Origin of the sequence: Micromonospora sp. WMMD723 (assembly GCF_049863385.1) — a bacterium.
GTDB classification, from domain to species: domain Bacteria; phylum Actinomycetota; class Actinomycetes; order Mycobacteriales; family Micromonosporaceae; genus Micromonospora; species Micromonospora wenchangensis.
Map to the genome: position 1 here is coordinate 4,023,639 of NZ_JBMKNR010000001.1, position 15,978 is coordinate 4,039,616.

The window sequence follows — 15,978 nt, forward strand, 5'->3', positions numbered from 1 at the left end:
GGCCCGCGATCGACGCAGAATGAGGTCAGTTGTCATGCCGCAGACCCGTGACTTTTCCGAGGACGCGATCGCTGTCGTCGGCATGTCCTGCCGCCTGCCCGGCGCGGCGGACCCGGCCGCGTTCTGGGCCCTGCTCGCCAGCGGAACGAGCGCGGTCGGCGCGGCGCCCGCCGACCGCTGCGGGCCGGACGCGCCACCCGGCGGCTTCCTCGACGACGTCGCCGGCTTCGACGCCGCGTTCTTCGGCATCTCCCCGCGCGAGGCCACCGCGATGGACCCGCAGCAGCGGCTGATGCTGGAGCTGGCGTGGGAGGCGATCGAGGACGCCCGGCTGGCACCCGACCAGCTCGCCGGGCGGCCCGCGGCGGTCTACGTCGGCGCGATCCAGGACGACTACGCCCAACTGGCCGGCCGGGTGCCCGCCACCGCGTTCACCCTCACCGGGCTGCACCGCAGCGTCGTGGCCAACCGGATCTCGTACACCCTCGGCCTGACCGGGCCCAGCGTGGTCGTCGACTCGGGGCAGTCGTCGGCGCTGGTCGCCGTACACCAGGCGTGCGAGAGCCTGCGTGCCGGAACCGTCTCGCTGGCCCTGGCCGGCGGCGTGAACCTGATCCTGGAACCGGGCAGCACCGCCCGGGTCGGTGAGTTCGGCGGCCTCTCCCCGGACGGCACGGCCTGGGTCTTCGACGCGCGCGCCAACGGCTACGTACGCGGTGAGGGCGGTGGCCTGGTCGTGCTCAAGCGGCTCGCCGACGCGGTGGCCGACGGCGACGACATCTCCTGCGTGATCCTCGGCGGGGCGGTCAACAACGACGGTGGCGGCGCCGGTCTGACCGTCCCCGACGGTGACGGGCAGGCCGACGTGATCCGGCGGGCGCACCGGCAGGCGGGCACCGACCCGGCCCACGTCGGCTACGTCGAGCTGCACGGCACGGGCACCCCGGTGGGCGACCCGGTCGAGGCCGGCGCGTTGGGCGCGACGATCGGCGTGCACCGGCCGGCGGACGCTCCGCTGGCCGTCGGATCGGCCAAGACCAACGTCGGACACCTCGAAGGCGCCGCCGGCCTGGTCGGGCTGCTCAAGCTCGCGTTGAGCGCCCGGCACGGGCAGATCCCGGCGAGCCTGAACTTCAGCACCGTCAACCCGCGCATCGACCTGGCCGCGCTGAACCTGCGGGTGCAGACCGCGCTCGGCGCGTGGCCGGCGGACGCCGCCGGTGACGGCGACGCCCTGGCGGGCCTGTCCTCGTTCGGGATGGGCGGCACCAACGCCCACCTGGTCGTCGGGCGTGCGCCCCGGCCCACCACCGACCGGGCCGACCGGCCGGCGCAGGCGTACACCGCGCCCTGGGTGCTGTCCGGCCAGAGCCCCGCCGCACTGCGGGCCCAGGCGGCCACCCTGCGGGGGTTCGTCGCGTCCGGCGTCGACGTCGCCGACGCCGACCTGGGCCACTCGCTCGCGTCGACCCGCGCCGCGCTGCGGCACCGGGCGGCGGTGCGCGCCGGTGACCGCGCCGGCATGCTCGCCGCCCTCGACGCGCTCGCCGCCGGGGACGACCGGCCCGACCTGGTCGTCGGTCGCGTCCGCCCCGGCCGGGTGGTCTTCGTCTTCCCCGGTCAGGGCTCGCAGTGGGAGGCGATGGCCCGTGGCCTGTACGCCGACTCCGCGGTGTTCCGCGACCGCCTCGACGAGTGCGCCGACGCGCTGGCCGCCCACACCGACTGGGACCTGCGTGACGTCCTGCTGGGCGGGGGCGGCGACCGGTTGGCGCGGGTCGACGTGGTCCAGCCGGTGCTGTTCGCCGTGATGGTGTCGTTGGCGGCGCTGTGGCGGGCGCACGGCGTGGAACCCGACGCGGTGGTGGGGCACTCCCAGGGTGAGATCGCCGCCGCCTACGTGGCCGGCGCGTTGACCCTGTCGGACGCGGCCCGGGTGGTGGCCCTGCGCAGCCGGGCGATCCGGGCCCTGGCGGGCACCGGCGCGATGGCGTCGGTGGCGCTGTCGGCCGAGCGGCTGCTGCCGGTGCTGGAGCGGTGGAGCGACCGGGTGGCGATCGGGGCGATCAACGGCCCCGACTCGACCGTCCTGTCCGGAGCGGTGGACGTGCTGCCGCAGGTGCTCGCCGAACTGACCGCCCAGGGCGTGCGGTGCCGGGCCGTCCCGGTGGACTACGCCTCCCACTCGCCGCAGGTCGAGGCGATCCGCGACGACGTGCTCGACCAGCTCGCCCCGATCACGCCCACCGACGCCCCGGTCGCCTTCTATTCGGCGGTGACCGGAACGCCCGTCGACACGGCCGGGCTGGACGCCGCCTACTGGTACCGCAACCTGCGGCAGACCGTCCGGTTCGAGCCGGCGGCCCGCGCGTTGCTCGACGACGGGTACACCACGTTCATCGAGTGCAGCCCGCACCCGGTGCTGGCCGTCGGCCTGCGGGAGACCTTCGCCGCGACCGGGCAGCCGGCGTCCGTGGTGCCCACCCTGCGCCGTGACGACGGTGGCCTCGACCGCTTCCGGCACGCCGTCGGCCACGCGTACGTCGTGGGCGCTCCGGTCGACTGGACGACGTCCTTCCCCGACGCGCGGCGGATCTCCCTGCCCACCTACGAGTTCCAGCGCCGGCCCTTCTGGGTCGACGCGCCCGCAGCGACCCCGGTCGTGGCGACCGTACGCCCCGGGGCGGAGGCCGACGCACCGGCGGCCGAGGAGCCCGTCGGCAACGGGGCCTGGGCGAACGCGCTGCGGGAGCTGCCGGCGGAGCGTCGCCTCGACGTCGCCCTGGAGCTGGTCCGGCGGCGGGCCGCCGGCATTCTCGGTCACCCGGACGCCACCGACGTGGACCCGGCGACGACCTTCAAGGAACTCGGCTTCTCGTCGCTCACCGTCGTGGAGCTGCGCGACCGGCTGGCCGACGACACCGCCCTGCCGCTGCCGTCCTCGCTCGCCTACGACTTTCCGACTCCGGTGTTGGTGGCGGAGCGGTTGGTGGGTTTGGTGTCGGGTGTGGTTGTGGGGGTGGGTGTTGCGGGTGTGGGTGTGGGTGAGGCGGTGGCGATTGTGGGGATGGGTTGTCGTTTTGGTGGTGGGGTGGGTTCGCCGGGGGATTTGTGGGATGTGGTGTCGGGTGGGGTTGATGTGGTGGGTGGGTGGCCGGTGGATCGTGGGTGGGATGTGGAGGGTTTGGTGGGTGGTGGGGTGCCGGGGTTTGGTGGGTTTTTGGAGGGTGCGGGGGTTTTTGATGCGGAGTTTTTTGGGGTTTCTCCGCGTGAGGCTGTGGTGATGGATCCGCAGCAGCGGGTGGTGTTGGAGGTGGTGTGGGAGGCGTTGGAGGGTGCGGGTTTGGGTGGTGTTGTGGGTGGTGTTGGTGGTGTGGGGGTGGGGGTGTTTTTGGGGGTGATGGGTTTGGAGTATGGGCCGCGGTTGTGTGAGGCGGGGGAGGGTGTTGGTGGGTATGTGTTGACGGGTTCGGCGGGGAGTGTGGTGTCGGGTCGGGTGGCGTATGTGTTGGGTTTGGGTGGTCCGGCGGTGTCGGTGGATACGGCGTGTTCGTCGTCGTTGGTGGCGTTGCATCAGGCGGTGGGGGCGTTGCGGTCGGGTGAGGTGTCGTTGGCGGTGGCGGGTGGGGTGGCGGTGATGGGTTCGCCGGGGATGTTTGTGGAGTTTGCGCGTCAGGGTGGGTTGTCGGCTGATGGTCGGTGTAAGGCGTTTTCGTCGTCGGCGGATGGTACGGGGTGGGGTGAGGGTGTGGGTGTGGTGGTGTTGGAGCGGTTGTCGGATGCGCGGCGTAATGGTCATCGGGTGTTGGCGGTGGTGCGGGGTTCGGCGGTTAATCAGGATGGTGCGTCGAATGGGTTGACGGCGCCGCATGGTCCGTCGCAGGAGCGGGTGATTCGTCAGGCGTTGGCGAGTGGGGGTTTGTCGGCGGGTGATGTGGATGTGGTGGAGGCGCATGGTACGGGGACGAAGCTTGGTGATCCGATTGAGGCGCAGGCGTTGTTGGCGACGTATGGTCGGGAGCATTCGGCGGAGCGTCCGTTGTTTCTTGGTTCGTTGAAGTCGAATATTGGTCATACGATGGCGGCGGCGGGTGTTGCTGGTGTGATCAAGATGGTGTTGGCGATGCGTGCTGGGGTGATGCCGAAGACGTTGCATGTGGTGGAGCCGACGTCGCATGTGGATTGGTCGTCGGGTGCGGTGGAGCTGCTCACGGAGGCGCGGGTTTGGGGCGGTGACGGGCCGCGTCGGGCGGGGGTGTCGTCGTTCGGGATCAGTGGGACGAATGCGCATGTGGTGTTGGAGTCGGCACCGGAATTCGAACCGGAACTGGCAGTCACGGAGGACGGCGAGCCGGACGCTCCGGTGCCGTTGGTGCTGTCGGCGCGGTCGGTGGAAGCGCTGCGGGCACACGCGGTACGACTGGCCGGGGTCGTCGAGAGTGGCGGGTCGCTGGCGGGAATCGCCTCGACCCTGGTGCGTGAACGGACGCTGTGGGAGCACCGGGCCGTCATCGTGGGCAATTCGCGGGCGGAACTGCTCACGGGTCTGACCGCACTGGGGTCGGGCTCGGACAATGTGGCGACCGCGACCGTGGTGTCGGATTCCGGTTCGGTTCCGGTTTCTGTTTCGTCGGGTGTGGTGTCGGGTGGGGTGGTGTCGGGTGGGACGGTGTTTGTGTTTCCGGGTCAGGGGTCGCAGTGGTGGGGTATGGGTCGGGAGTTGTGGGGGTGTGATGCTGTTTTTCGGGGGCGGTTTGAGGAGTGTGTTGGGGTGTTGGGTGGGTTGGTGGATTGGGATGTTCGTGGGGTGTTGTTGGAGGGTGGGGAGGAGTGGTTGGGGCGGGTTGATGTGGTGCAGCCGGCGTTGTTTGTGTTGATGGTGTGTTTGGCGGAGGTGTGGCGGGCTGCGGGTGTGGTGCCGGATGCGGTGGTGGGTCATTCGCAGGGTGAGGTGGCGGCGGCGTGTGTGGCGGGGGTGTTGTCGTTGGAGGATGCGTTGCGGGTGGTGGTGGGTCGGTCGCGGTTGGTGGGGGAGCGGTTGGCGGGGTTGGGGGGGATGGTGTCGGTGGGGTTGTCGGTGGGTGAGGTGGAGTCGTGGTTGGTGGGTTTTGGTGGTGAGTTGGTGGTGGGTGTGGTGAATGGGCCGGGGTCGTGTGTGGTGGCGGGTCCGGTGGGTTTGTTGGGTGATCTGGTGGGGTTGTTGGAGGGGGTGGGGGTGTGGTGTCGGTGGGTGCCGGTGGATTATGCGTCGCATCATCCGGTGGTGGATGTGGTGCGGGAGGAGTTGTTGGGTTTGGTGGGGGATGTGGTGGGTTCGTCGGGGGAGGTGGTGGTGTATTCGTCGGTGCGGGGTGGTGTGGTGTCGGGTGTGGAGTTGGGGGGTGGTTATTGGTTTGAGAATTTGCGGTCGGCGGTGCGGTTTGAGGAGGTGGTGGGGGTGTTGGTGGGTGATGGGTTTTCGCGGTTTGTGGAGTGTTCTCCGCATCCGGTGTTGTCGGTGGGTTTGCGGGAGTCGTTGGAGGTGTTGGGTTCGGGTGGTGTGGTGGTGCCGACGTTGCGTCGGGGTGAGGGTGGTGTGGGTCGGGTGTTGTTGTCGTTGGGTGAGGCGTTCGTGTCGGGGGTGGGGGTTGATTGGGAGCGGGTGGTGCCGGAGGCTGCCCGGGTCGATCTACCCACCTACCCCTTCCAGGGCCGCCACTACTGGCTGAACCCGACCGCACCCGGCGGGGCCGACGTCTCGCACGCCGGCCTGACCGCCGTCACCCACCCCCTGCTCGGCGCGGTCGTCGAACTCGCCGGCAGCGCCGTCACCGGCCTCACCGGCACGCTCTCCCTCGCCGCCCAGCCCTGGCTGGCCGACCACGCCGTCGGCGACACCGTGCTGCTGCCCGGCACCGCGTTCGTCGAGATGGCGCTGCGCGCCGGCGACGAGGTCGGCTGCGACCACGTCGACGAACTGACCCTCCAGGCGCCCCTGGTGCTGACGGACCGCGCGCCGGTGCACGTCCGGGTGGAGATCGACGAGCCGGCCGGGGACGGCCGCCGTGAGGTGAGCATCCACTCCCGGGCCGCCGACGTCGACTTCGGCACCGCCTGGACCTGCCACGCCACCGGCACGCTGTCCCCCACCGTGACCGCCCCCGACCTCCCGGCCCCCTCCGCGCAGTGGCCGCCCCGGGGTGCCACCCCCGTGGACGTCCGCGACGCGTACGACGACCTGGCCGACGGCGGATACCGCTACGGCCCCACCTTCCGGGGCCTGACCGCGATGTGGCAGTCCGGCGACGAGGTCTTCGCCGACGTGTCGCTCCCGGAAGCGGCCCACACCGACGCCGCCCGCTTCGGGCTGCACCCGGCACTGCTGGACGCGGCGCTGCACGCGATGCTCGTCCGTGACCGGCTGGCCGGCCGGCACGACCTGCGGCTGCCGTTCGCCTGGCAGGGCGTCACGCTCGCCGCCGCCGGGGCGTCGATGCTGCGGCTGTCGCTGCGGCCGACGGCCACCGGCGCGATCACCCTGACCGCCGTCGACGGCGCCGGCCAGCCGGTGCTCACCGTCGAGTCGTTGACCTTCCGCGAGGTCGACCCGGCCCGACTCGGCACCGCCCGACAGGACACGCCCCCGCTCTACGGCCTCGACTGGGTCGCCGAGCCCGCCGGGGTCACCGCCGCGCCGCTCACCCTGCGGTACGCGCTGCTCGGGCCGGACCCGCTCGGCCTCGGCACCGTCCTGCCCGACGTCGACCGTCACCCCGACCTGCCCGCCCTGGCAGCCGCCGGACGGCAGATCGACGTCGTCGTGGTGACCCTGCCCGACGCCCCGCAGGGCCCGGCGATCACCGGGGCGCACGCCGCCGCCCGGTGGGCGCTCACCCTGGCCCAGGACTGGCTCGCCACCGAGCAGCTTGCCGACGCCCGGCTCGCCGTGGTGAGCCGGCTCGCGATCACCACCGACGCGGGCACCACCGCGTCCTCGCCGGCCCACGCCACCGCATGGGGGCTGCTGCGCTCGGCGCGGACCGAGAACCCGGGACGGTTCCTCCTGCTCGACCTGGACGACGACCCCCGCTCGCTGACCGCGCTGCCGGCCGCCCTCGCCACCGACCGCTCCGAGCTGGCCGTCCGCAACGGGGAGCTGAGGGTGCCCCGGCTCGCCCCGGTGACCCCCGGCGTCGCGCCGGTGTCCGGTGGCGACTGGCGACTGGACGGCACCGGATCGGGCAGCGTGGACGGTCTCGCCATCGTCGCCGGGCAGACCCCGGCCACCGGGCCGGCCGCCCTCGCCCCGCACGAGGTCCGGATCGCGGTACGGGCCGCCGGCCTGAACTTCCGCGACGTCCTGATCACCCTCGGCGTCTACCCCGGCGAGGCCCGGATGGGCATCGAGGGTGCCGGCGTGGTGACCGAGACCGGTGCGGCGGTCACCGACCTGCGGCCCGGGGACCGGGTGATGGGCATGGTGGCCGAGTCGTTCGCCGGCACCGCCACCGTGGACCACCGGCTGCTCGTTCCGATCCCGGCCGGTTGGTCGTACGCCCAGGCCGCCGCGGTGCCGATCGTCTTCGCCACCGCCTACTACGGGCTCGTCCACCAGGCCGGCCTGCGCGCCGGTGAGTCGGTGCTGGTCCACGCCGCCGCCGGTGGCGTCGGCATGGCCGCCGTGCAGCTCGCCCACCAGCTCGGCGCGACGGTGTACGCCACGGCCAGCCCCGCCAAGTGGGAGGCGGTACGGGCCCTCGGCGTGCCCGCCGACCGGATCGCCTCCTCGCGTACCGACGGGTTCGAGGAGACCTTCCGGGTCGCCGCCCCGAATGGCGTCGACGTCGTGTTGAACAGCCTGGCCGGTGACCTGCTCGACGCGTCACTGCGGCTGCTCGCCGACGGTGGCCGGTTCGTCGAGATGGGCAAGACCGACCTGCGTGACCCCGACCGGGTCGCCGTGGACCACCCCGGTCGCCACTACCAGGCGTTCGACCTGATCGAGGTCGGTCGCCGGGACCCGGAGCTGATCCGGCGCATCCTCACCGAGATCGTCGCGCTCTTCGCCCGGGGGGCGCTGACCCACCTGCCGACGAGGTGCTGGGACGTCCGCTCCGCCGCCGACGCGTTCCGCCAGCTCAGCCAGGCCCGCCAGATCGGCAAGGCGGTGCTGACCGTACCGGGCGGATGGGACCCCGACGGGACCGTCCTCATCACCGGCGGCACCGGCACGCTCGGCGGCCTGCTCGCCCGGCACCTGGTCACCCGGCGCGGGATGCGGCACCTGCTGCTGGCCAGCCGGCGGGGACCGGCGGCCCCCGGCGTACCCGAGTTGGTCGGCGAACTGACCGGCCTCGGCGCGACGGTCGAGGTCGCCGCCGTCGACGTCGCCGACCGGGCCGCCCTGGACGCCCTGCTGGACGGCGTCCCGGCGGCGCACCCGCTGACGGCCGTGGTGCACACCGCCGGGGTGCTCGACGACGCGCTGCTGCCCGCGCTGACCGACGCGCGCGTCGAGACGGTGCTGCGGGCCAAGGCCGACGCCGCGTGGCACCTGCACGAGTCCACCCGTCACCGCGACCTGGCCGGCTTCGTGCTCTTCTCCTCGATCATGGGTCTGCTCGGGAACGCCAGCCAGGCCAACTACGCGGCGGCGAACGTGTTCCTGGACGAGCTGGCCCACGCCCGGCGTGCCGAGGGGCTACCGGCGACCGCCCTGGCCTGGGGCTTCTGGGACCAGCGCAGTGAGATGACCGGTCAACTCAGTGACGTCGACGTCGCCCGGATCGGCCGGCTCGGGCTGGTCCCGCTGACCGTCGAGGACGGCCTCGCCCTGTTCGACGCCGCGATCACCGCCGACCGGCCGACGGCCGTCCCGGCCCGGCTCGCCCTCGACGCCCTGCGTTCGCCGGCGGCCGGCGCCGTCCCGGAGCTGCTCACCGCTCTGGTGGGCCGGCGCGAGCGTCGGGTCGCGGCGGCCCGCGTCACCGGCAACGCTTTGGCCGAGCAACTCGTCGCGCTGCCGGCCGCGGAAGGCGACCAACTGCTGATCGAGCTGGTCCGGCAGACCGCCGCCGCGGTGCTCGGGCACGCCTCGGCCGCCCAGGTCCCGGCCCAGGCGAAGTTCAAGGATCTCGGCTTCGACTCGCTGTCCTCGGTGGAGCTGCGCAACCGGCTGAACGCGGCGACCGGTGTCCGGCTCTCCGCCACCATGGTGTTCGACCACCCCACACCGACCGCCGTGGCGGCGTACCTCAGGGACGAACTGCTCGGTGCCCGGCCGGCGGTGACGGACGCCCCGCCACCCACGCGGGGTGCGACCGACGACGACCACATCGCGATCGTCGGCATGGCCTGCCGGCTGCCCGGCGGTGTCGGTTCGCCGGACGAGCTGTGGGAGCTGCTGACCACCGACGGCGACGCGATCGGCGAACCCCCCAACGACCGTGGCTGGGACCTCGCCGACCTCTTCGACCCCGACCCGGACCGGCCCGGCAAGAGCTACGTGCTCGACGGCGGGTTCCTGCACGAGGCGGGGGAGTTCGACGCCGGATTCTTCGGCATCTCCCCCCGGGAGGCGCTGGCGATGGACCCGCAGCAGCGACTGCTGCTGGAGACCTCGTGGGAGGCGCTGGAGCGGGCCGGCATCGTGCCGGCGGCGCTGAACGGATCGGCGACGGGCGTCTTCGTCGGCGCGCTCGCCCAGGACTACGGCTCCCCGTTGCACCAGGTGTCCGAGGGGCTGGACGGGCTGCGGCTCACCGGCAGGTCCACCAGCGTCATCTCCGGTCGGGTGGCCTACGCGCTGGGGTTGCAGGGCCCGGCGGTGACGGTGGACACCGCGTGCTCGTCGTCGCTCGTGGCGCTGCACCAGGCGGTGGGGGCGCTGCGCGCGGGTGAGGTGTCGCTGGCACTGGCGGGCGGGGTGTCGGTGATGGCGACGCCCGGCATGTTCGTCGAGTTCTCCCGCCAACGGGGCCTGTCCGTGGACGGCCGCTGCAAGGCGTTCTCCTCCTCCGCCGACGGTACGGGGTGGGGTGAGGGTGTGGGTGTGGTGGTGTTGGAGCGGTTGTCGGATGCGCGGCGTAACGGTCATCGGGTCCTGGCGGTGGTGCGGGGTAGTGCGGTCAATCAGGATGGTGCGTCGAATGGGTTGACGGCGCCGCATGGTCCGTCGCAGGAGCGGGTGATTCGTCAGGCGTTGGCGAGTGGGGGTTTGTCGGCGGGTGATGTGGATGTGGTGGAGGCGCATGGTACGGGGACGAAGCTTGGTGATCCGATCGAGGCGCAGGCGTTGTTGGCGACGTACGGTCGGGAGCATTCGGCGGAGCGTCCGCTGTACCTCGGCTCACTGAAGTCGAACATCGGCCACACGATGGCGGCGGCGGGGATCACCGGCGTCATCAAGACCGTCCTGGCGATGCGCGCCGGGGTGATGCCGAAGACGTTGCACGTGGACGAGCCGACCACGCACGTGGACTGGTCGTCCGGCACGGTGGAGCTGCTCACCGAGGCGCGGGTCTGGGACGGTGACGGGCCGCGTCGGGCGGGGGTGTCCTCGTTCGGGATCAGTGGCACCAACGCGCACGTCGTCCTGGAGTCGGCACCCGGGCCGGAACCGGCCGCTGCGCCCCCGGCCGACGCGGCCGGGCCGGTGCCGCTGGTGCTGTCGGCCCGGTCGGCGGAGGCCCTGCGCGCCCAGGCGGTGCGCTTGGCCGGGGTCGTGGAAAGCGGAGAATCGCTCGCCGGAATTGCTTCCGGACTCATCCGCGACCGTTCCCGGTGGGATCACCGGGCCGTGGTCGTCGGCAGTTCACGCGCCGAGCTGGTCTCCGGCCTGGCGGCAATCGGATCGGGTTCCGACGCCGCGGTCGCCGCCGGCGGCAATTCCGCCTCCGGTCGGGTGGTGTCGGGTGGGACGGTGTTTGTGTTTCCGGGTCAGGGGTCGCAGTGGTGGGGTATGGGTCGGGAGTTGTGGGGGTGTGATGCTGTTTTTCGGGGGCGGTTTGAGGAGTGTGTTGGGGTGTTGGGTGGGTTGGTGGATTGGGATGTTCGTGGGGTGTTGTTGGAGGGTGGGGAGGAGTGGTTGGGGCGGGTTGATGTGGTGCAGCCGGCGTTGTTTGTGTTGATGGTGTGTTTGGCGGAGGTGTGGCGGGCTGCGGGTGTGGTGCCGGATGCGGTGGTGGGTCATTCGCAGGGTGAGGTGGCGGCGGCGTGTGTGGCGGGGGTGTTGTCGTTGGAGGATGCGTTGCGGGTGGTGGTGGGTCGGTCGCGGTTGGTGGGGGAGCGGTTGGCGGGGTTGGGGGGGATGGTGTCGGTGGGGTTGTCGGTGGGTGAGGTGGAGTCGTGGTTGGTGGGTTTTGGTGGTGAGTTGGTGGTGGGTGTGGTGAATGGGCCGGGGTCGTGTGTGGTGGCGGGTCCGGTGGGTTTGTTGGGTGATCTGGTGGGGTTGTTGGAGGGGGTGGGGGTGTGGTGTCGGTGGGTGCCGGTGGATTATGCGTCGCATCATCCGGTGGTGGATGTGGTGCGGGAGGAGTTGTTGGGTTTGGTGGGGGATGTGGTGGGTTCGTCGGGGGAGGTGGTGGTGTATTCGTCGGTGCGGGGTGGTGTGGTGTCGGGTGTGGAGTTGGGGGGTGGTTATTGGTTTGAGAATTTGCGGTCGGCGGTGCGGTTTGAGGAGGTGGTGGGGGTGTTGGTGGGTGATGGGTTTTCGCGGTTTGTGGAGTGTTCTCCGCATCCGGTGTTGTCGGTGGGTTTGCGGGAGTCGTTGGAGGTGTTGGGTTCGGGTGGTGTGGTGGTGCCGACGTTGCGTCGGGGTGAGGGTGGTGTGGGTCGGGTGTTGTTGTCGTTGGGTGAGGCGTTTGTGTCGGGGGTGGGGGTTGATTGGGAGCGGGTGGTGCCGGAGGCTGCCCGGGTCGATCTACCCACCTACCCCTTCCAACACGAGCACTACTGGCTCAGGTACGCCCCGTCCACCGGTACCACCGACCGGGGCGACCACGCGCTGCTCGGTGCCGCGGTGGAACTCCCCGGCTCGGGCGGGATGGTGCTGACCGGCACCGTGTCCCAGGCCGGCCTGCCCTGGCTGGCCGACCACGCCGTCGGCGACACCGTCGTGCTGCCCGGCACCGCACTGCTCGACCTGGCGCTGAAGGCCGGCGACGACGTCGGGCTCGACCACGTCGACGTCCTCACCCTGCACGAGCCGCTGACCGTGCCGGCCCGGACCGCCGTCCACCTGCGGGTGGAGATCGGCGCACCGGGCGACGACGCCCGCCGGCCGCTGAGCATCCACTCCCGACGGGCCGACACCCCGGCCGGCGCCCCGTGGCGGTGCCACGCCGCAGGTGTGCTCGCCGTCGGCGTACCGCTGCCCGGGGTGGACCTGGCGGTCTGGCCGGCTCCCGACGCGACCGCCGAGCCCACCGCCGACGGTGTCGCACGGTGGCGGCGGGGCGACGAGGTCTTCGCCGAGGTCCGGCTGCCCGACCGGCAGCACGCCGAGGCGGACCACTTCGGACTGCACCCGGCCCTGCTCGACGCCGCGTTGCGGGCCGTCGGCGATCCGGCCGGCACGCCGTCCCGGCTGGCCGGGATGCACGGCGTCACCCTGCGGGCCGTGGGCGCGACAGTGCTGCGCGTGCACCGCGCCGGATCGGGCCAGGTGACCGTCGCCGACGCGACCGGCTCCCCGGTGGCCACGATCGCCGCCGTCACCACCCGCCCCAGCCCGGTCGGCGAGGCACGGACCGCGAGCGCCGCCGCCCAGGACGGCCTGTTCCGGGTGGAGTGGGTCGCGGTGCCGACACCCGTCCCGCCGTCGCCACCGACCCTGGTGGTCGTCGGTGCCGACCCGCTGCGGGCGCGCGCCGGGCTGATGTCGGCGGACACCTACGCCGAGGCGTACCCTGACCTGGCCGCGCTCACCGCCGCGGTCGAAGCCGGCGCGGCCCGCCCGGACGTCATCCTGTTCAGCGACACCGACCCCGCCCCGGCCGGCGGCAGCCCCTGGGAGACCAGCCGCCTCGTCACCCTGCACCGCGACCCGACCGCCACCGCCGTACGCCGCCGTGGCCGGGCGGGCGGCACCACACCAGAGGCGGCACCGGCCCCCGCGGTGCCGGTCGACGCGCCACCCGCATCCGGCGACACCGTCGTGGTCGACGGCGCCAAGGCGTCCTGGCGGGTGCTGGCGACGGCGCTCACCCTGGCCGAACCGCACCTGGTCGTGCGCCGGGGCACCGTGCTGACGCCCCGGCTGACCCGGGTCGCCGTCCCGGTGGACGACACGACGCCGGTCGACGTCACCGGCCCGGTGCTGGTCACCGGCGGCGCGTCGGCGGCGCGCGGAGCGACCGTGGCCTTCCTGCGCGGATGCGGGATCGCGGCCGGCGACGGCAGCGGGGACGACGCCACCACCACCGTCGTCCGGGTGGACGCCCCCGACGCGGCGGCGGTCACCGACAGCGCCACCCCGACCGTCACGCTGCTGCGGGAGCGGCCCGCCGGTGAGCCGTCGCCTGACGAACTCGCCCTCGTCGAGGCGGCCTGCCGCCTCGGTGGGTCGCTGGTCGTCGCGGCCGGAGCCGGCACCTGGTCCCGTTCCCCCGACGCCCCGGCGCTGCTGCGGTCGCTGGCCCCGGTCGGCGCCCGCCGCACCGTACGGGCCGCCGTCGACGCTCCGGCCGGCCTCAAGCAACGGCTGGTGCTCGCACCCGAGGGCGACCGGGACCAGATCCTGCTGGAACTGGTACGCCGCAACGTCGCGGCGGTGCTCGGCCTGGCGTCGGCGGAGACCGTCGAACGGGACCGGCGGTTCCGGGACGCCGGGTTCGACTCGCTGTCCGCCCTGACGGTCCGCAACCTGATCAGCACGGAGACCGACCTGCGGCTCGCGCCCACGGTGGTCTTCGACCACTCCACGCCCGACGCCCTGGTGCGTCACCTCAGGCAGGAACTGCTCGGCTACTGACGACCCGCCGGCCTGCGGCGGACACAGCTGAAGAATGGAGGGACCCCGTGCGAGTCGATGGTGTCTATCTCGACGGGATCGGCCAGTACCTGCCCGACTGGGTCAGCGCCGAGGACGCGGTCGCGGACGGCCGTTACCGGGCGGAGGTCTTCGAGGCCAGCGGTCTGACCGGCACGCACGTCTCGACGAAACTACCCGCCCTCGACATGGCGGTGCTGGCCGCCCGGACCGCGCTGGAGCGGTCCTCGGTGGCGACCGCCGACGTCGAGTCGCACATCCACGCCAGCGTCTACCACCAGGGCCCCGAGGGCTCCTACCCACCCGGTTACGTCCTGCGCGAGCTGGGGGTGACCGGCGTCGGCTCCCTGGAGATCCGGCAGGGGTGCAACGGGCTGCTCGCCGCGCTGGAGATCGCCGTCGGGCAGCTCACCGGCGTGGCGGAACTCGCCGTGGCCCTGCTGACCACCGCCCAGAACTTCGAGACGCCGCTGATCGACAGGTGGCACGGCTTCGGTGACTCGTACATCCTCGCCGACGGCGCCGCGGCGGCCGTCGTCACCACCGAGCCGGGATTCGCCGAGGTGCGGTCGATCTGCTCCGGCACCCTGCCCGAGCTGGAACGGTGGCACCGCGGCGACGGTCCGCTGACCCCACCGTCCGGGCAGACCGTCGAACCGGTGTCGATGGCCGCCCGGGCGGCCGCCTTCACCGACGACGAGATGCCGCTGGCGCGGGCCGTGGAGAGCCTCAGCGAGTTCGACGTCGGCATCATCCGGCGGGCCCTGGTCGACGCGGATCTCAACGTCGCCGACCTGGCCCGGGTGATCACCATCAACGAGGACGCCCGGATGACCGAGTTCACCACCCTCGGCCCGCTCGGCGTCGACCTGTCCCGCTCGGTCTGGGACTACGGCCGCTCGGTCGGGCACGTCGGCGCGGCCGACCTGGTCATCTCGCTGGAGCACCTGCTCGTCACCGGGCAGGTCCAGCCCGGCGACCACCTCCTGCTGGTCTCCCAGGGCCCGGGCTGGCTCTGCTCCGCGGCCGTGCTCACCCTGCGGGAAAAGCCGTCCTGGCTGGAGTGAACAGCCGTTTTAGATGCGTTCTAGGCCCTCTGTCTAGCGTCGAACCGTCACACGTTCCGAGTGCGCAACGGAGGGGATTCAGTGGACGCGATCGTGGCCGACGATGTCGATACCGGGACCTTTGGCGTACCCGGAGCACGCCTCTATTACGAGGTCCAGGGCCAGGGACCGGTGCTGCTGGTCCTGCAGGCCGGTGAGGGTGACGCCGGACGGACCAGCTACCTCGTACAGCAACTCGCCGACCGGTACACGGTGGTGACCTACGACCGGCGTGGCCTGTCCCGCAGCAAGATCGACGGGCCACCCGGTCCGCTCACCATGGAGACCCACGCCGACGACGCGAGCGCCCTGCTCACCCACCTCACCGACCAGCCCGCCCACGTGCTCGGTTCCGGCTACGGTGCGGCGATCGGGCTCTACCTCTCGCTGCGGCACCCGCAGCAGGTCCGCACCCTGGTCGCGCACGAGGCGCCCACCCTGCGGCTGCTGCCGGCGGCCACCCGGGAACGGGTCGTGCGGGGCGTGGCCGCGGCCGAACGGGCCTACCACAACGACGGCTGGGGCCCGGCCATGAAACAGATGGCGGCGCTCAGCGGCATCGACCTGACCACCCTGGAGATGGAACCGGGCGTCGACTTCCAGCCGATGACGGTCGACCGGGCCGCGAACATCGAGTTCTTCGTCAGGTACGACGGCCCGGCCTTCCGCAACTGCCAGCTCGACGCCGACGACATCGCCCGGCTCAAGCAGACCGGGATCCGGGTGGTCCCGGCCGGCGGCTGCATCTCACAGGACATCTGGGCGTACGTCTGCGCGGAGGCGCTCGCCGACGAACTCGGTACGGCGGTGGTGGAGTTCCCCGGTGGCCGCAACGGCCACACCACGCACCCCCGCGCCTTCTCGGCGCGCCTGCACGAGGTGCTCGCCGCCGTCGCCTGAGTT

General features: G+C 72.3%; 3 protein-coding genes. All 3 read left to right on the forward strand.

The annotated features are described in order from the left end of the window. Positions 1-34: 34 nt before the first annotated feature. Positions 35-13,951, forward strand: a complete 13,917-nt coding sequence (locus tag ACN261_RS18100; protein WP_425851176.1) for an SDR family NAD(P)-dependent oxidoreductase — start codon at positions 35-37, stop codon at positions 13,949-13,951. Between the two features lie 47 nt (positions 13,952-13,998). Continuing rightward, positions 13,999-15,036 (forward strand): ketoacyl-ACP synthase III family protein, encoded by a 1,038-nt coding sequence (locus tag ACN261_RS18105; protein ID WP_421486541.1) that lies wholly within the window; start codon positions 13,999-14,001, stop codon positions 15,034-15,036. A gap of 81 nt (positions 15,037-15,117) precedes the next feature. Further along, positions 15,118-15,975: an alpha/beta fold hydrolase gene (locus ACN261_RS18110; protein ID WP_421486542.1), complete on the forward strand. Its 858-nt coding sequence runs from the start codon at positions 15,118-15,120 to the stop codon at positions 15,973-15,975. Positions 15,976-15,978 lie beyond the last annotated feature (3 nt).

What these genes read in the sequence shown, in the direction of transcription:
- ACN261_RS18100 (WP_425851176.1), top strand. Translation starts at nt 35, where the DNA reads ATGCCGCAGACCCGTGACTTTTCCGAGGACGCGATCGCTGTCGTCGGC.